At 70.8% G+C, this 18918-nt stretch carries 8 protein-coding genes; 5 read left to right on the forward strand and 3 right to left on the reverse strand.

Features of this window, described 5'->3' with window-relative positions; all coding sequences use genetic code 11:
- Window positions 1–429 precede the first annotated feature (429 nt).
- The gene (locus WME79_RS29320) at window positions 430–3363 is read right to left on the reverse strand and encodes a DUF4215 domain-containing protein (RefSeq protein ID WP_437521498.1); all 2934 of its coding nucleotides are present in this window, start codon (window positions 3361–3363) and stop codon (window positions 430–432) included.
- Between the two features lie 592 nt (window positions 3364–3955).
- Here WME79_RS29320 and WME79_RS29325 point away from each other — a divergent pair.
- The 3 genes from WME79_RS29325 to WME79_RS29335 all read left to right on the forward strand — a co-directional run bounded on the left by WME79_RS29325 (window position 3956) and on the right by WME79_RS29335 (window position 13351).
- Window positions 3956–9562 (forward strand): DNA repair ATPase, encoded by a 5607-nt coding sequence (locus tag WME79_RS29325; RefSeq protein ID WP_437521501.1) that lies wholly within the window; start codon window positions 3956–3958, stop codon window positions 9560–9562.
- 272 nt (window positions 9563–9834) lie between these two features.
- Window positions 9835–11037, forward strand: coding sequence for an FIST signal transduction protein (locus WME79_RS29330; protein WP_437521504.1), 1203 nt, complete (start codon window positions 9835–9837; stop codon window positions 11035–11037).
- A 925-nt stretch (window positions 11038–11962) separates the two neighbouring features.
- Entirely contained in the window at window positions 11963–13351 is a 1389-nt protein-coding gene (locus WME79_RS29335; RefSeq protein WP_437521506.1) for a hypothetical protein, read from the forward strand.
- 60 nt (window positions 13352–13411) lie between these two features.
- Here the strand turns inward: WME79_RS29335 and WME79_RS29340 are convergent, their stop codons facing one another.
- Both WME79_RS29340 and WME79_RS29345 read right to left on the reverse strand, forming a co-directional pair.
- Entirely contained in the window at window positions 13412–14374 is a 963-nt protein-coding gene (locus WME79_RS29340; protein ID WP_437521508.1) for an L-lactate dehydrogenase, read from the reverse strand.
- Window positions 14375–14439: 65 nt separating this feature from the next.
- Window positions 14440–15648 (reverse strand): mechanosensitive ion channel family protein, encoded by a 1209-nt coding sequence (locus WME79_RS29345; protein WP_437521511.1) that lies wholly within the window; start codon window positions 15646–15648, stop codon window positions 14440–14442.
- 83 nt (window positions 15649–15731) lie between these two features.
- Here WME79_RS29345 and WME79_RS29350 point away from each other — a divergent pair, with 83 nt between their 5' ends.
- The gene (locus WME79_RS29350; RefSeq protein ID WP_437521514.1) at window positions 15732–16178 is read left to right on the forward strand and encodes a CoA-binding protein; all 447 of its coding nucleotides are present in this window, start codon (window positions 15732–15734) and stop codon (window positions 16176–16178) included.
- 697 nt (window positions 16179–16875) lie between these two features.
- Entirely contained in the window at window positions 16876–18912 is a 2037-nt protein-coding gene (locus tag WME79_RS29355) for a M57 family metalloprotease (RefSeq protein WP_437521516.1), read from the forward strand.
- Window positions 18913–18918 lie beyond the last annotated feature (6 nt).

Genomic DNA, 18918 nt, shown 5'->3' on the forward strand with positions numbered 1-18918 from the left:
GGTACCCCTTTTCGATAGCCCGCGTGTTCAATAGCCCCCGTCGCGCCGACGCGGCGCCGAGAGCACGAATGCCCCGGCGCAACACGGCTCGCCAGGCACCGACAGCATGATCACAAAGATACGGTAACACGGTTCACCCTACAGCACAGGTGTCCGGAGGTGGAGGGTCAGCACGTCGGTGTCGCTCACGGGCAACGTCGTCGCGCACGGCCCGGGGCCCGGGCGGTACCGCCCTGGGCGACGCCGGCTCGGCGGGCGCCTCGGGCAACGTATTCGGATCTGTCGAGAGGGCAGCGCGGCGCCCCCATCGGGCCCCGCGCAAGCGCGGCGACCCAGGCGGGCCGCCGTGGTGACGCGCGACGGCCCAGGCGGACCGCGACGGCCCAGGCGAGCCGCCGCGCTCCCGACGCCGTCAGGGCTCGCGCTGGATCAGTGGACCTCGTTGTGGCACGTGGCGCTGCAGTCGTCGCCGCTCGCGGTGTTGCCGTCGTCGCACTCCTCGAACGCCATCTGCCGCACGCCGTCGCCGCAGTGCGGGCCGAACACGCAGCCCGGAGCGCACTCGCCGTAGCCGCCGTCGTTCTCGCCGTCGTCGCACTGCTCGGGCGGCGCCTGGGTCACGCCGTCACCGCAGCGCGGGCCGTACACGCAGCCCGGAGCGCACTCGCCGTAGCCGCCGTCGTTCTCGCCGTCGTCGCACTCCTCGCCGAGCTCCCGCTGCACGCTCCCGTCGCCGCAGACGGCGCCGATCCGGCAACCGAGGCAGCCCATGCTGCCGTCGTTCACGCCGTCATCGCACTCCTCGCCCCACGCGTCCTGGGTGACCCCGTCACCGCACTTCGCCGCGTCGCCGCACTCCGGCGTGCACCCGCCGTAGCGGCCGTCGTTCACGCCGTCGTCGCACGTCTCGTTGGGCTCCTGGACGACCGCGTCGCCGCACCGCGGCCCGATCAGGCACTCCGACGTGCACCCGCCGTAGCGGCCGTCGTTCACGCCGTCGTCGCACTCCTCGCCGAACTGGCTGTCGATCTCCTCGTCCCCGCAGCGTGGAGCCGCCACGCAGCCCGGCGCGCAAGCCTCGGAGCCATAGCCGCCCAGGTTGGTGCCGTCGTCGCAGATCTCGTACGGCGAGGTCGGCACCCCGTCGCCGCAGTAGAGCCCCAGCGTGCAGCTCGTGGAGCATTTCCCGTACCCCGAGCCGTTGTCGTCCTCGTCGTCGCACTGCTCGTCGGGCGTGACGATGCCGTCGCCGCACACGGGCTCGCAGACGGACGAGGCCGCGTTGAAGCCGCCGAGCGTCAGCTTGTAGCTCGACGCCGTGGTGTGGCGCTCCGCCTGGAACACGACGACCTCGTAGACGCGCCCCGCCGTGAGGCCGAGGTCATCCATGAGCACCGTCCCGCGATCGTCCTCGATGCCGTCGACCTCGCCGGTCCCCATCGGGGTGTGGATGCCGCCGAGGTCGATGCGGAGCCGGTTGTTGATGAACACCCAGACGTCGTCGTCCCCGTAGAAATCGAGCCGCTCACCGCCGTGGTACTCGAACCAGGTGCGGACCTCGCTCGTGAAGTAGAAGTTGTGATTGCCCGCCACGGCCCAGTCGTTGAACGGGTCGAGGGCCTCGTGGCTCGCCTCGCGCTGCGCCGCCGGCACCGATGGGTCCTGCCAGCCCTTGCCGTCGAGCGGGAAGAACAGGTGATCCTCGAAGAGGAAGACGTCCGACGTCCCGACACGCGCGAGCGGGAGCCAGTCCACGACCGTCTTCGAGAGGGACGAGTCGTTGTACCAGCGGTTGAAATCCGTGGCGTTCGTGAGGAAGGCGTTCGGCCGCGCCGCCGCGAACTGGGGCTTGCCGTTGGCCCCGAGCGCGTTCTGCACGATGCCCGTGACGATGGCGTCCGGGGGGTTGGTCCCGGGCTCGAAATTGGGCGCGTCCTCCTTGAAGTCGCGGAACACGATCGGCACGCGGAGCTCGTCGCCCAGGGCCGAATCGTTCCTGCAGCTGTACCCCGGCTCGATCGTGCACGCGCTCGAGCAGCCGTCGCCGCTCCTCGTGTTGCCGTCGTCGCACGCCTCGTCGCCGAGGCGCAGCCCGTCACCGCAGGCCGACGAGCACCCGCTGTCGTCGCAATCCGGCTCGACCTGGCAGAACGGCGTGCAGCCGTCGCCGAGGTTGGCATTGCCGTCATCACACGGCTCCGAGCCCTCCCTCTTGCCGTCGTTGCAGAGGGTATCGCGGCAGATGTAGCCGCCAGGCGCGGACTGGCACACGAGGCCAGGCTCCCACTTGCAGCTGGCGTCGCACCCGTCGCCATTCCTCGTATCGCCGTCGTCGCAGTCCTCGCTCGCGACGACGCGCCCGTCACCGCAGACCGCCGTGCAGCGGCTCCCCGCGCGCGCGCAGTCGAACCCGGCCTCGAGCCCGCAGGTCGACGAGCAGCCGTCGCCCGAGACCGTGTTGCGGTCGTCGCACGCCTCACCCACCCCGATCTGGCCGTCGCCGCACACGACCGTGAACGTGCAGTGCACGCCGTCCGGGCATATCCAGCCGGCCTCCACAAGGCAGCTCGGCGAGCAGCCGTCGCCCGGCTCCGTGTTCCCGTCGTCGCACCGCTCGGTCGGCCGCAGGCGGCCATCGCCGCAACGCTCGACCGGCTTGCAAGGCTGCCCGGGGACAGGGCACGTGACGCTGCCGGGGTCCTCCAGCGCGCAGACCTCGGAGCACCCGTCTCCGGACACGGCGTTCCCGTCGTCGCAGCTCTCCCCGCCCGAGACGCGCGCGTCGCCGCACGAGTGGAGCCGGTAACACGGCTCCCCCGGCGTCCGGCAGACCCAGTCGCCCGGCTCCCTCTGGCACCGATCGTCGCAGCCGTCGCCCGAGGCGGTGTTCCCGTCCTCGCAGCTCTCGCCGGGCTCCACCGCCCCGTTGCCGCAGGCGATCGTCGTGTGACAGAGCTCCCCGGGCTCGCAGACGCAGTACGGCTCCACCTTGCAGGCGCCAGAGCAGCAGTCCCCGGGAAGGCTGTTCCCGTCGTCGCACTGCTCGCTCCCCTGGTTGATCTCGCCGTCGCCGCACGCCGGCTCCACCGCGTCGCACTCCGGCGGAGGATCCGGCGATTCGCAGGGATCACCCCCGGCGCCCCCGCTCCCGCCCGAGCCGACCGTCATGAACCCGCCGAAGCCCCCGCTGCTGTCCTCGCCGCCGGTGCCCGCAGCCCCGCCGCCGCCCGCCCCGCCCTCGCCGCCCACGCCGCTGCCCGTGCCGCCCTCGCCGCCGCCCCCCTCGCCGCCACCGCCGCAGGCGACGAGCGGACCGGCGAGCACGACGAGGAGCACGGAAGTAAGTCTCTTGCCCAAGCCCATCGACGCCACCATCCCAACTTCCTTCAGAAGGTCGTCACGCTGTCCAAGCCACGCCGCGAGGCGCCTCGAGCAACGAGGTGCGCCGCTGGAGGCGACGTGAGCGCGCGTCACACAGGCACGCGCTTGCATCGACATGTGGGTCGCCCTCGTTCCCGACCCATCGCAACGCAACCACCCCCGTGGAGCAAGCGGATTTCGCGTCTATAGCGGGTTCCCGACGCGCCGCCCGTCGAGGCGCGACGAATCTGCGGGCGGCGCGGCGGCACGCGAAGGCGGCGGTGGCGCTCGGGCTTGACATCCCGGCCCTGACAGATGCTCCGATTTGGTCGGCATTTTTGGCGAGAAATTGAACAGGGAGGCGGGGAGACGGGGAGATTTGGTGGGATTTCACTCCCCGTCTCCCCGCCTCCCTGTGAATCTTCCCGAAAAGCTCGAGGGGAAGCTTCAGATCCCAGCCCCGCGCCGCTTCGCCGCGCGGTCGCCATCTCGCCCCCCGGACGCGGCGAACGGCTGTAACCTGGCCGCGGGCAGGCCGAGGCCCGCGCGGATTCGACGCGGGGGCGGGCCTTTCGGCTGACCACACGGAGCATGCATGGTGTCGACAGGGGCCTTGGACGGCGCGGCCCGGGCGGCGGGGGCGTCCCCGCCGCAGGCGGCGGAGCCGCTGGATGGGGGGAATTACGAGGTCATCCGGCGGAGGCTCGTCGAGCGCGCCGAGGAGCTCGCCCGCCGCGCCGAAGCGCTCAACGCGCGGCGAAAAGAGGTGTTCGGCGGCACGGACCTCGCGCTCCTCGAGAACGCCCGCGTCAGGACCGAGAACAACTGCGTGCCGCGCGACATCGTGAGCATCCGGGGCAAGCTGCTCGTCGGCTACCTCGTGTTCATGGGGCTGAAGGAGGTCAACGTCGGCGACGTCTTCAGCCTCCACCGCTTCGCGAAGGACGGCGGCGCCTTCGACCTGTCCCACGTACCGCTCGACGAGGGCGACGCGTTCCTCGGTGACCCCAACTTCGTCAAGGAATTCAAGGATCTCCACCGCTACGTCAAGGAGCCCCGGCTGCTCCAGCTGCGGCGCAGCAGCGACACGCGGCTGCTCGCCATCTTCCAGGTCGGCGCGACCGAGCGCGACACCAAGGTGTTCCGGTGGAGCATCGACGCGACCGGGCGCATCCGGTACCTCGACGCGCGCGGCGATGAGGACAACGTCCGGCCGCGCGCCCACGACTTCGCCTGGACCCAGGCCACCCGCGACAACCACGTGCAGGGCAAGCACCCGCACGTCGCGATCCTCGGCGAGATCTTCGTCGAGACGGTCGGCGGCGATCTCACGGTCAAGATCGAGAACAACACGACAACAGGGCTCGGCATCTACCGCGAGCCGGTCGACGACGCGGGCCAGGCGCTCGACGACGCCGACATCCAGTACGCCCGGCTCGGGCCGCTCATCCTGCTCAAGATCAAGCCGTTCCGCGAGCCCGCGTACCGCTACCTCGTCTACAACGGCCGCACCCGGAAGGTCACGCGCATCGACGCGATCGGCCTCGCCTGCCTGAGCCTCCCCGAGGACCAGGGCATCGTCTTCCCGAACGGCTACTACCTCATCACCGGCGAGACGAAGCGCTTCGAGGGCAGCACCGAGAGCCTCGTCTTCGAGCGGGTCATCCGCTCTCCGAACGGCGAAGACGTGCTCTACGTGTTCCACCAGGTCGTGGAGGGGCGCTACGTGCTCTTCCCGTACAACCTGATCCGCAAGGAGATCGCGACGCCGATCCAGTGCCACGGGTACAGCCTCTTCGACGACGGCAAGATGGTGATCTTCCGGGCGTCGAGCGACGAGGCGACCCGCGTCCACCCGATGCAGATCTGGCAGACGCCGTTCATGACCGCGGAGTTCGCGGCGTCGGCGCCGACCGACGGCTCGTACCTCGCGAAGGTGGGCAACGCCGACCTCGTCCGGGGGATCTCGGACGCGCTCAGCATGCGGCGCGCGGCGCTGGACGGGTCGCCGACCCGGCAGACGTACGAGGATCTCATCAAGACCGCCGAGCGGATGACCGACGCCTACTACTGGCTCGGCCACGCCGAGGCGGGCGATCTGCTGTCGATCGTGAACGAGCTCCGGGGCGTCTCCGAGAGCATCGTCGACGAGTTCGAGAAGGTCGAGGGCATCAAGGCGCGCGCCGGGGCCGCGCTCGCGGAGGCCGAGGCGGCGCAGCGGCAGCTGCTCTCCGGGGTGCGGCCCGAGGACGCGGCGAGCGTCGACGCGTTCCTGAAGGCCCTGACCGCGCTGCGGCGGCAGCGGGGGCACCTCATCACGCTCCGCGAGCTCAAGTACATGGACCTCGGCCGCGTCGACGCGCTCGAGGCCGAGATCGTCGCGCGCGCCGACGAGGTGAGCCAGGCGTGCGTGACGTTCCTCCTCGGCGAGCAGGCGTTCCGCCCGCTGGCCGACCGGCTCGCGGGCCTCATCGCGAAGATCGAGGCCGTCGCGAAGTCGCCCGAGCTCGCGCCGTTCGCCGCGGATCTCGACGCCGTGAACGAGGGGCTCTCGGTCCTCGCCGAGATCGTGGCGAGCCTCAAGGTCGACGACCCCACGGCGCGGACCCGGATCCTGGAGGGGATCAGCGAGGTCTACGCGCAGCTGAACCGCGCGCGCGCGACGCTGAGCGCCCGCGGCAAGGACCTGCGGGGCGCGGAGGGGCGCGCCGAGTTCGGCGCGCAGTTCAAGGTGTTCGGCCAGAGCGTCTCGAGCGCGATCGCGGTGTGCGACACGCCCGAGCGCTGCGACGCCGAGCTGTCGAAGCTGCTCGTCCAGCTCGAGGAGCTCGAGGGGAAGTTCGGCGAGTTCGACGAGTTCTTGGGCGAGCTCGCGGCCAAGCGCGAGGAGGTGAACGACGCGATCGCGGCGCGTAGACAGGCGCTGCTCGACGAGCGGCAGCGGCGCGTCTCGAACCTCGTCGCCGCGGCGGACCGGATCGTCCAGGGGGTGGCGCGGCGGGCGCGCACCTTCGCGGGCGTGGACGAGCTCAACACGTACTTCGCGTCCGACGCCATGGTCGCGAAGCTCCGCGATCTCGCGGCCGATCTCCACGCGCTCGGCGACAGCGTGAAGGGGGACGAGGTCGAGGCGCGGCTCAAGTCGGCGCGGCAGGACGCGCTCCGGGCGCTGCGCGACCGCGAGGACCTGTTCGAGGGCGGCGGCGACGTCATCAAGCTCGGCCGCCACCGCTTCAACGTGAGCACGCAGGCCCTGGAGCTCACGCTGGTCCCGCGCGGCGAGGGGCTCGCGCTGCACCTCACCGGGACCGACTTCTTCGAGCCGATCGAGGACCCGGCGCTCGAGAGCGCGCGCGATCTCTGGGGCCAGGAGCTCGCGAGCGAGACCGCCGAGGTCTACCGGGGCGAGTTCCTCGCGGGCTCGATGCTCGCGGACGCGGAGGCGGGGCGGGGCGGGCTCTCGATCGAGCGGCTGCGCGAGGCGTCGCTCGGCCCGGGCGGGCTGCTCGGCGCGGTGCGCGCCTACGCGGAGGGCCGGCACGACGAGGGCTACGAGCGCGGCGTCCACGACGCGGACGCCGCGCTGCTCCTGGACAAGCTGCTCGCGCTGCGGTCCACGGCGGGGCTCCTGCGCTTCGGGAGCGCGCCGCGGGCCCTCGCGTGCCTGTACTGGGCGGGGCTCGAAGCGCGCGCCCGGGACCTCGCGCACCGGCGGTCGCGGAGCCTCGGCCGGCTCGCGGCGCAGCTCGGCGAGAGCGAGGCGCGGGCGGCGCTCGCGGCCGAGCTCGCGCAGGGCGTGGCCGCGGCGGCGGCGGCGCACCGGATCGAGGCGAGCGCGGCGGACGTTCGCGTCGCGGCGCGGTACCTCGTGGAGGAGCTGGCGGCGGAGCGCCCCCGGTTCGTGACGAGCGACGCGGCGCTCGCGCTGCGCGACGCGCTGCTCGCGCGCCTCGACCTCGCGGGGGGCCGCGCGGCGTTCGAGGAGGACCTGCGCCAGCTCGAGAAGCACCCGGCCGAGCGGCTGGAGCTCGCGCTCGCATGGCTGAGGGGGTTCGCATCAAAAAATGCCGCGCAGGCCCACCTCGCGCTCGAGGCGGCGGTCGTCGTCGTGACGGAGCGGCACATCGAGCGGGAGCCGAGCGGGGCCGTCACCGAGGCCCGCGTGGAGGGGCTGCTCGGGCAGCACCCGCGCATCAAGGAGCGCGCGATCGCGCTCCGGCTCGACGAATTCCTGAGCAGGATCGAGGACTTCCTGCACGAGAGGGCGCCGCGTTACCGCGCCTACAGGAAGGTGCGGAGCGAGATCGCGGAGCGGGAGCGGAAGCGGCTGCGCCTCGAGGAGTTCGCGCCGCGGGTGCTCACGTCGTTCGTGCGCAACCGGCTCATCGACGAGGTGTACCTCCACCTCGTCGGCGCGAACCTGGCGAAGCAGCTCGGCGCGGCGGGCGACGTGAAGCGCACCGACCTGATGGGCATGCTGCTGCTCATCTCGCCGCCGGGCTACGGCAAGACGACGCTCATGGAGTACGTCGCGAGCAAGCTCGGCCTCGTGTTCATGAAGGTGAACGGGCCGTCGCTCGGCCACGAGGTGACGTCGCTCGACCCGGCCGAGGCCCCGAACGCGACGGCGCGCCAGGAGGTCGAGAAGATCAACCTGGCGTTCGAGATGGGCAACAACGTGATGCTGTACCTGGACGACATCCAGCACACGAACACGGAGCTGCTCCAGAAGTTCATCTCGCTCTGCGACGGGCAGCGCCGGATCGAGGGCGTGTGGCGAGGCCGGACGAGGACGTACGACCTGCGCGGCAAGAAGTTCTGCGTGGTGATGGCGGGCAACCCGTACACGGAGTCGGGCGCGCGGTTCCAGATCCCCGACATGCTGTCGAACCGGGCCGACACGTACAACCTCGGCGACGTCCTCGATGGCAAGGAGGCGCTGTTCGCGCTGAGCTACCTGGAGAACGCGCTCACGTCGAACCCGACGCTCGCGCCGCTCTCCGGGCGGGCACCGGGCGACACGCACAAGCTCATCCGGATGGCGCAGGGCGAGGCCATCGCGGCGACGGAGCTCGAGCACGCCTACTCCGCGGCGGAGGTCTCGGAGATCGTCGCCGTGTTCGAGCGGCTCTTCCGGGTGCAGAAGGTGCTCCTGTCCGTGAACCTCGAGTACATCCGGAGCGCGTCGCAAGACGACAGCTTCCGGACGGAGCCGCCGTTCAAGCTGCAGGGCAGCTACCGGAACATGAACAAGCTGGCCGAGAAGGTCGTGGCGGCGCACACGCCCGACGAGGTCGATCGGCTCATCGACGATCACTACGTGAGCGAGTCGCAGACGCTGACGACGGGCGCCGAGCAGAACCTCCTCAAGCTCGCCGAGCTGCGCGGCCGGATGACGCCGGAGCAAGCGGCGCGGTGGGACGACATCAAGAAGGGCTTCGTGCGGATCAAGCGCATGGGCGGCAAGGAGGACGACCCGGTCGTGCGCGTGACCGGCACGCTGTCGATGCTGGGCGAGCAGCTGGAGGGCATCCGCGGTGCGATCGGGAAGGCGGCCGCGGTGGCGCAGGCGGGGGACGCGCGGGCGCGGGAGATGAAGCAGTGGCTCGCGCCCGAGATGGAGCGGCTCTCCACGGCGCTCAAGGGGGTGGCGCAGCCGAGGGTCGACGTGAAGGTCGAGACGGACCGCTCGGTGTCGGAGTTCGTGGGGCACCACCTGTCGCTGGTGGAGCGGCTCGTGGCGCCGCTCGCGAAGGCGACGACGCAGAGCGCGTTCGGCATCCGGGCGATCGAGGCGCAGGTCTCGGAGCTCGCGCAGGCGCTCCGGTCGCTCGAGGAGAAGGTCCGCGCGGCGGCGCGCCCGCAGAGCCAGCCGCCGCCGCCGCGCTTCGAGGCGCGGGTCGGGGCGGCGTCGCCGGCGAACTTCTACCGGACGGCGCCCGCGGCCGACGTCGTCGACCACGGCGGCATCTTCGTGCCGACCTTCCGGCCGCCGCCGGCGCGCGGGACGACGGTGGCGCTCAAGATCCCGTTCGCGGAGGGCGGCGAGATCGACGCGGTGGGGGTGGTCGAATGGACGCGCGAGGCAGAGGAGGAGGGCCCGCCTGGGTTCGGGGCGCGCTTCGTGCGGCTCTCCGGCGAGCAGCGGGAGCTCGTGGAGGGGTTCGTGCGGCAGCGGGAGCCGATGCTGCTCGGCATGTGAGCGTGCTTGCAGAGACGGCGCTCGCGCGCGCAGGGCGGAGCAGGGCGCGGTGCTCCGGCGCGGAGGTATGCGGCCCGAACACAGCATCCGAGCTGAGCCGATGCTGCGCGATGCGCGTCACCCGAGCGAGCGGTCGCGCGCGGCGGGCGTCCCTCTATGAGGAGTAGAGCGGCCTCCCTCGTGCGTGATATCACCGTCACGACGCGGTTCGTCGGCGATGGCCTGGATCCGAAGCCCGCGCTCCGGCACCGGGCACGCAGGAGCTTCAGCGCATGAAGATGATGACCCTCGGACCCTTTGACGGGAACGCGTGGCTGCTCGGCCGGAAGATCGAGCGAACGGTCGCGGAGTGGAAGGAGCCCGCGCGGCTCGCGATCGTGGCCATGCCGAGCGGGACGAAGCACGAGGAGTACCTCGCCGCGGTCGAGGACGCGACGGGCGTTCCGGTGGTCGGAGCCACCACCGGCGGGGCGTCGTTCACGGAGCGCGGCTTCAGCAGGAGCGGGGTGTCGTGCGCGTTCCTCGGGGGAGCGAACGTCGAGGTGGCGTGCACAGCGGCGCGCGAGCTGCGCTCGGATCACGGCAAGAGCATCAGGGCGGCGCTGAGCGACATGGACGAGGCCGTCTCGAGCGGCAGCGGCCGGAGCGGGGCGACGAGCTCGATCCTGGTGCTGGCGGACGCGTTCGCGTGTGACGGCGACGATCTGGTGGCCGCGCTCCGCCAGGGCGTGCCGCCGCACACGCGCGTCTTCGGCGGGACGGCGGGCGACGGGTGGACGTTCGAGGGGGCGCGGGTGTTCCTCGGCCGCAAGGTGCTGACGGACGCGGCGGTCCTCGTGCGCCTGACGCACCGGCAGCGGGTGAACATCGACGTGGTGCACGGGTTCCGCGCCGCCGAGGGCGGGCGGGATTTCACGATCACGGACATCGAGCGGAACGTGCTCAGGACGCTGGACGGGCAGCCGGCGGCGCGGGTGTACGAGGAGGAGCTCTCGCGGCTCGGCTTCCGGTCGAGCGGCGAGGGGCTCCTCCAGACGATGGCGAAGCACGCGCTCGGGGCGAAGACGCCGTTCGGCGAGTCGCTGAAGATCAGGTCGCCGATCGCGATCCGTGGGGACGGCGCGGTGGTGCTGACCGGGGGGCTGGCGCGCGGGCAGGTGGTGCGCGTCGTGAACGCGGCGACCGACGCGGTGCTCCAGGCGGCGAAGAGCCTGTCGACGAAGGTGCTGGGGCCGCTGCCCGGGGTGGCCGGCTCGCTGGTGTTCGACTGCGCGGCGCGGTTCCGGATGCTGGGCGAGCGGTACCGCGAGGAGGTGCGGGCGTTCCTCTCGCCGAACGCGGCGTCGAACCCGATGTTCGGGATGGCGTGCTACGGGCAGATCGCGAAGTTCGGGGGGAGCGTCGAGGGCTTCTACAACACGAGCGCGGTCATGGTGGCGTGGGGGGAGTCGGACCAGGCGACGGCTGGCGGGTGAGCTTTGGAAGAGGCGGTGTGTCGCTCGGTGCGGGGGCTTTGCTGAACTGACCGGCCCGAGGAGAGGCAGCTCGTTGCGCGGTGTGGGGGCCCCGCCGAACTCGCCTGAGCCATCTTTCATCCGGCGAAGCCGGATGAAAGATGGCCATTGGGCTCGAACATCGGCCCGTCCCCCACACCGCGCAACGAGCTGCCTCTCCTCGGGCCTACGGCCTTGCCCATGGGGGCAAACGCGCTGGTTTGCCACGGATGGGCAGACGAGCTGGGTTTGGCCAGCGGACGGACGATAGACGCCCTCGACGTTCACGAAGGTGCGATGTCGATGCACGGCCGTTCGTGGCACGCGGCATGTTTGCACCGCGGCGAGCGTGGCACCGGACCACCATCGATCGCGAGAGACCTGCAGGGGAACAACACCGCTGGACGTCGAGCTGCGTCCGGCGCGGCCTACCCTTCGGCACCGGAACGTCGTCGACGTCTACGACATGGTCAAGACGGCCGACGGCGAGCCGTTTCTGGAGAACCTCTCGATCAACGACGGATTCCACACAATGCCAGGCGGGGCGGTCGGGTCTCCGCTGTACATGAGCCCGGAACAGGCCAGGGCGGACAGCGATATCGGCCATCGCACCGATATCTGGACGCTCGTCCCGTCATCACGCCGCGAGCGACGCCCCTGTCGAAGTTACCCCCCCATCCTACCGAGCGGAGCGTCGGGTCCTCGTCGTGCATGAGCCCGGCGCACGTCGTTCGCTGAGCCTACGACAGTGACACGGAGGAGTGACTTCATGCGATGCAATCCGTTGGAGAAGACTCATCGATTCCGATGCGCCGCTGTGCTCGCGGTGGCATTGTGCGCGAGCGCGTGCCAGCAGGCGCGACTGTACGAGGAGCCTGTAGGACCGAGGCCGGTCGTCGGATGCGACGTGTTCGCGAGCTCGCGCGCTGCGTCTGGAGGCGCCGGGACGCGCGACGCTCCCTACGCGCGCCTGCAAGATGCGATCGACAACGCGAAGGGCGGGACGGTGTGCGCATGCGCCAGCCAGCCGTTCGCCGAGGCCGTGACGCTGCCCGCGGGGATCGAGGTGCGCGGGGACTTCACGTGCGATGGAGAGTGGAAGCAGAGCTCGGATGCGAAGAGCACGATCGCGGGGCCGGCGGGACAGGTCGCGCTGACCCTGACCGGCGACGCGGACGGGGCGAAGGTGCATGGATTCGTGATCTCCGCGGCGAGCGCGACGGAGCCCGGCGGGTCGTCCATCGCGGTCGCCGTGGCGGACATCGCCGCCGAGCTGAGCCACCTCGATGTGCGCGCCGGCGACGGCATGCCCGGCACCGACGGTGAGCCGGAGGCGACCGCGGCAGACGCTGGGGGGGACGCTCCGGCAGAGGGCGCGGACGCGCCGACGAATGCCTGCGCAGTTCCCGCGCGCGGTGGTGAGTCCGGACGGATGACGTGCGGTGACGTGGTCACCGATGGTGGCGCGGGCGGGATCGGGGAGACGTCGCCCCTTTCCGTGAGTCTGCCCTCCACGCCCGCGCAACCCGGTGAGGGCGGCAAGCCGCTCGCGAGCACACCCCCGGACGGGTATGGAGGCACGGTCGACGCCACGGGGAGCCGCCAAGCAGGCATCGCCGGTGCCACTGGCGCCAGCGGGACGCCTGGCGACGGCGGCCATGACGGGAGGCTGACCCTCGCCGGCATCACGGACGGCGACGGCGCCCCCGGCCAGGCTGGCAAGCCGGGCCAGGGAGGCGGAGGGGGAGCTGGCGCACGCGTGCTGGGCATCGTTTGTACCTTCGTCGACGGACGTCCGGCAGACGGCGCTGCCCCGGGCGGTGGGGGTGGAGGCGCAGGGGGATGCGGCGGCAAGGGCGGCGCAGGCGGGAGAGCCGGCGGGTCCAGCCTCGGAATCGTGAGCATCGGGACGAGGCTGGGCCTGGCCGATGTGACCGTCACGGTGGGTCATGGCGGCAATGGAGGAATCGGCGCCGCAGGACAGAGCGGCGGAGAAGGGGGGCAAGGTGCACCGGGCGGCACGAACCGGAACGACGCGAGTGCGTCCGATAACGGGGCTGGTGGGAAGGGCGGTCGTGGCGGCAATGGCGGCCCCGGAGGCGGCGGGCGCGGCGGACATGCGATCGGCATCGCCTACGACGCCGCCCCTGCTGCCGTGCCGTCGTTGAAGGAGTTCATCCCTGGAGCGCCGGGTGAAGGCGGTCTGGGAGGACTTGAGTCTTCATCCAACGCAGGCCACGCCGGCGTCAACGCCGCATGCTGGAGCTTCAAGACAGGGACGCGCTGCGCGCCGTGAGCCGCGGCCTGTCGCCACGCAGCACACCTCGAGGAAGGCCTGTTTGAAGATGGGGTCGCCTCAGAATCCGAGCGATCGGATCGCCTTGCGGATCGTGTCCGCGCTGGCCCGGACGCCGGCCTCCTCCTCGGGGCTCATCGGTATGGGCAGCCGCGATTCGACGCCGGACCGGTTCACGATGCACGGCACGCTCAGGCAGACATCGTCGATCCCGCGATAGCCGCTCAGCAGGCTGCTGACGGGCAGCACGCGGTTCTCGTCGCGGAGCAGGGCTTCCAGGATCTTGGCGGTCGCGAGGCCGATAGCGTAGTTCGTCGCGCCCTTGCCGGAGATCACCTGGGCGGCGGCGTTCTTCACACTGGAGAAGATCTCCGCCCGGTCGCTCGCGCCGAGCGCGCCGTGGCCGGGCACGGACCACGCGTCGAGCGGGATGTTCGCCACGCTGGCGCTGCTCCACAGCGGCACCTCGCTGTCCCCGTGCTCTCCCGCGATGTACGCGTGGACGTTCTGCACGGCCACGTCGAGCCGCCTTGCGATGAGGAACCTGAACCGGCTGCTGTCGAGCACCGTGCCGCTGCCGATCACGCGGGCGGGCGGGAGGCCTGTCAGCTTGAGCGTGACATACGTGATCACGTCAACCGGGTTGGTGACGAGCAGGTAGAGCGCGTCCGGCGCGACGGCCTGGAGCCTCGGCAGGAGCTCGCGGCATATCGCGACGTTCGCGGTGGCGAGGTCCATCCTGCTCTGCCCGGGCTTCTGCTTCGCACCGGCGGTGATCACGACAACGTCCGCCCCGCGACAGACCTCGACATCATCGCTGCCGTCGAGCGTGGCCGCCGGGACGAACTGCAGCCCATGGTTGAGGTCGAGCACCTCGGCGTCGACCTTGGCCCGGTTCACGTCGAACAGGGCGATCTGCTTCCCCACGCCGCGGAGCAGGCACGCATAGGCGATCGTCGCGCCGACGCTGCCAGCACCCACGATCGCGACCTTGCTGGGAGAGACGGACGGGTGATCAGGCATACCGCCGGGGTACCGCGGCGGGACGGCTGCACCAAGGCAAATCGGGCCGCTTGGCCCGCGCGAGGTCAGCCGTGACCGTCCGGCGGCGGGGCAGCCGGCGCCACGATGATCGCTGGCAGGACCGCCGGCGCCGCCCTCGGGTCGGCGGCGGGTCCTGCGGCGCCGGCGGGCCCTGCGGCGCCGGCGGGCCCTGCGGTGCCCTCGGCGGGCCCTGGGGCGCCAGCGGGGGGCCGTATCTCGACGGCGAGGGCCGGGTGCGCCGCGGCGGGGCTGAGCGCCACGCCCTCGTCGCGGCACGCGCGGAAGAACGCCTTCATGACCTCGGACTCCAGCAGATCGTGGCGCTCGAAGTCGGCGATCCAGAACTTGATGACGTAGCGCTGGAAGAGCGGCGTGACGGCGGCGAGCCAGAGCCTGGGCGCGGGCTCGCGGAGCACCTCGGGCACCTCGCTGCAGGCGCGCTGGGCGGCGCGCTCCACGGCCTCGGGGGCGGCGGCGAGCGCGACGAGCATCTCGATGTTGCGCGCGCAGTTCCGGTCCGGCGCGCAGAAGTTCTGGACGCGCGCCTTGGCGATGATCGAGTTCGGCAGGATCACGACGTCTCCGGAGAACGTCCTCATGCGCGTGGAGCGCCATCCCACGTAGATCACCTGCCCCTCGACCCCGTCGACGAGGATCCAGTCCCCGACGCCGAACGAGCGCTCGGAGTGCAGGGCGAGCCCGGCGAAGAGGTTGCCCAGCGTGTCCTGCAGCGCGAGGCCGAGGACCACCGTGATGACGGTCGAGGTCGCGAGCAGCGGCACGAGGTCGACCCCGGTGACCGCGCCGACGATCGAGAGGCCGGCGACCAGGTAGAGGATCGTCAGCAGGAGGTGCCGCACCAGCGCCGGGAGCAGCACCTTCCGGCGCTCGGCGAGCCAGTAGTCGATGACCAGGGTCTCGGCGATCTCGATGGCGAGGTACGCGGCGAGGGCGAGCTCCAGGAGGAGCACGCCCTTGTGGAGCGTGGGCAGCTCTCCCCCGCGAAGGGAGATGAACGCGTGCAGCGCGAGCAGCGCGACGAGCATGCGCGCCGGCAGCCGCATGCGGCGGACCAGGAGGTCGTCCAGCGACGTGTGCGTGGCGCGCGCGAGGCGCGAGAGCGAGGCGAAGACCAGGCGGTAGGCGAAGAAGCCGAGCGCGAGGACGGAGGCCGAGATCGCCAGCGCGACGGGCAGCGAGGCAGGAGAGCGGATGAGGTCGGCCCAGAGCGCGGGGAGCCGGTCGAGGTTCACGCGGCCGAGTCTGCCACAACTCTGCCACAATCCGAGCGCGGGGATCTGTCGCCGAGCGGCGCCCGGGGGCGTAGACTCCCTCCATGGACGACATTCGCGATATCAGCGACGACGAGGCCCGGGTGGCGGAGCTGGTGCGCTCGGCGCGGCGCGTCGCCGTGCTCGGCATCAAGACCGAGGCGCAGTCGGATCAACCAGCGTTCTACGTGCCCAGCTATCTGCAGGGCGCGGGTGTGGAGGTGATCCCGGTCCCTGTCTACTACCCTGACGTGAAGACCATCCTCGGCCAGCAGGTCTATCGCCGGGTGGCCGACGTCCCGGGCCCCATCGACATCGTCGATGTCTTCCGGCGGGGCCAGGACGTCACCGGGCACCTCGACGACCTGCTCGCCGCCCGGCCGCGCGCCGTCTGGCTCCAGAGCGGCATCCGGAACGACCAGGTGGCCGAGCGGCTGGTCGAGGCAGGCATCCTGGTCGTGCAGGACCGCTGCCTGATGGTGGAGCACCGCCGCCACGCAGGGCGGGGCTGAGGCGCCGCGCAGGCGCCCGGCGGTCCGGTCATCCCCCGGCGGCGGTCATGAGGGCGCTCCGGGGGGAATCGCCCTCATGCTCCTCAAGAGTCTTCGGCTAGCTCGGCGCCTCTGAGCAGCGGCGCGCGGCGACCGCGGTGACCGCGCCCACGATCGCCGTGTGAGCGCCCAGCGCGCATTGCTCAACGAAGCAACCCGTTGCGCGAGGGAGCGCCCACGAACAACGCGCGCCCTGGGGTGCGAGGCCACACGTGCCCCCTATCAACCACAGAATCGCGCCCAGCAGGCGTCATCGTGCAAACAATCGACTCGCCTCGTGACCCCGAGGAGCCGTGGCACGCTGGCTGCAACGATTCATTTCATTCTCCCGCGCGCCGGCTCGCGCGCTGGCCGATTCGGCTTGACAACCATCGCCGGTCCCACGCTCGCGGAGCGCCGTCTCCCCAGCGCGGCGTGGTCGCGGCCTGAGATGAATCAGCGGCACATGAGCTCACAGATCACGAATTCATAGTTTCCTTTTCATGTCCCATCGACGTGGGGCTCAGGCGACCTGCGTCTCGGCCACGAGCAGCGATCCGCGCGGGCGCGCGAGCGCACGTGCACGTGCACGCGAGCGGCGAAGCCGGAGTCGCCGCTCGTCCTCACGCTCGGTCTTCTCATCGCTTCGTCTACAGGAACATCACGGAGGCAACGGTTCATGCTTTCATCGCGTCATGACCTGGTTTACATGTTCACCCTGGCGGCGCTCGCCCTCGCAGGGCAAGCGTGCACCTCGGAGGTTGCAGACACCGACGAGATGTCTCGTCCGACCGTCAGCTGGGAGGAGTTCAAGCAGAGGACAACGAAGGTCGTCGATGGCAAGGCCATCCATGTCGTCGAGTGGGACCTCGCGCTGAGCGAAGCGGAGCTCAGGGTCTATTACGACGAGCATGTGGCTCACGGCATCTCCACGAACGAGATCCGCATCGAGCCGAAGAGCACCGTCAACACCGTGGGTTCGCGGGACGACATCTGGACGGGTCAGCAGACGAACCTCACCTATTGTGTGAGCGACGCCTTCGGCGCGAACCAGGCGCGAGCCATCGCGGAGATGGCGGCGGCGGCCGCCGCCTGGGAGACGGAAGCGGACGTCGACTTCGTCTATGTTCCGGCGCAGAACGGCAGCTGCAGCAACGCGAACGCGAACGTCGTGTTCGCGGTGAGGCCCTGGAACAGCGGGGGCGCTTGCGGGTTCTTCCCTTCGGGCGGCGCCTGCATCGCGCGAACCGTGGTCATCGACTACAACGACCTTGACACCAACCCGGCGTACGACACCAACGCGCCCAACATGACCACCACCGGCGTCCTCACGCACGAGCTCGGGCATGTGCTCGGCATGCGCCACGAGCATACGCGTCCGGAGAGCGGAACTTGCTTCGAGGACAGCTCCTGGCGCGCGCTGACCACGTACGATGCGGGCTCCACGATGCACTACCCGTGGTGCAACGGGGTGCTCACCTCCGATCTGCGTGTCACCGCGTACGATGCGCTGGGCGCCCGCAAGCTGTACGGCCCCAATTTCAGCGCACCGAGCCTGTGGGTCAACAACTTCGGCTACGACGCCAGCGCCGGGGGCTGGCGCGTCGAGCAGCATCCGCGCTTCATGGCCGACGTCAACAACGACGGCCGCGATGACGTGATCGGCTTCGGCAATTCAGGCGCCTCCGTGTCGCTCTCCACCGGGTCGGGCTTCTCGGCTCCCTCTCTGTGGGTCAACAACTTCGGCTACGACGCCGGCGCCGGGGGCTGGCGCGTCACACAGCACCCGCGCTTCATGGCGGACGTCAACAACGACGGCCGCGCCGACGTGGTCGGCTTCGGCAACGCCGGCGTCTATGTGTCGCTCTCCACGGGGTCGAGCTTCTCCGCGCCCTCTCTGTGGGTCACCAATTTCGGCTACGACGCCAGCGCCGGGGGCTGGCGCGTCGAGCAGCACCCGCGCTTCATGGCGGACGTCAACAACGATGGCCGCGCCGACGTGGTTGGCTTCGGCAATGCCGGCGTCTACGTGTCGCTCTCCACCGGGTCGGGCTTCTCGGCGCCCTCTCTGTGGGTCGCCAACTTCGGCTACAACGCCGGGGGCTGGCGCGTCGAGCAGCACCCGCGCCTCATGGCAGACGTCAACAACGACGGCCGCGATGACGTGGTCGGCTTCGGCAACGCAGGCGCCTACGTGTCGCTCTCCACCGGGTCGAGCTTCTCGGCGCCCTCGCTGTGGGTCGCCAACTTCGGCTACAACGCCGGGGGCTGGCGCGTCGAGCAGCATCCGCGCTTCATGGCGGACGTCAACAACGACGGCCGCGATGACGTGGTCGGCTTCGGCAACGCAGGCGCTTACGTGTCGCTCTCCACCGGGTCGAGTTTCTCGGCGCCCTCGCTGTGGGTCGCCAATTTCGGCTACGACGCCGGGGGCTGGCGCGTCACACAACACCCCCGCCTCATGGCGGACGTGAACGGCGACGGTCGTCAGGACATCGTCGGCTTCGGCAATGCAGGGGCCTACACGTCGCTCTCGACGGGTACGTCGTTCGGCCGAGTCGAGCTCTGGATGGACAACTTCGGCTACGATGTCAGCGCCGGGGGCTGGCGCGTCGAGCGGCACCCCCGCATCATGGCGGACGTCAACAACGACGGCTTCCAGGATATCGTCGGGTTCGGTAACGCCGGCACTTACGTTTCGCTCGCCAACCCCTAGCGGGCC

It is taken from the genome of Sorangium sp. So ce726 (assembly GCF_051521405.1).
In the GTDB taxonomy this organism is placed as follows: Bacteria; Myxococcota_A; Polyangia; order Polyangiales; family Polyangiaceae; genus Sorangium.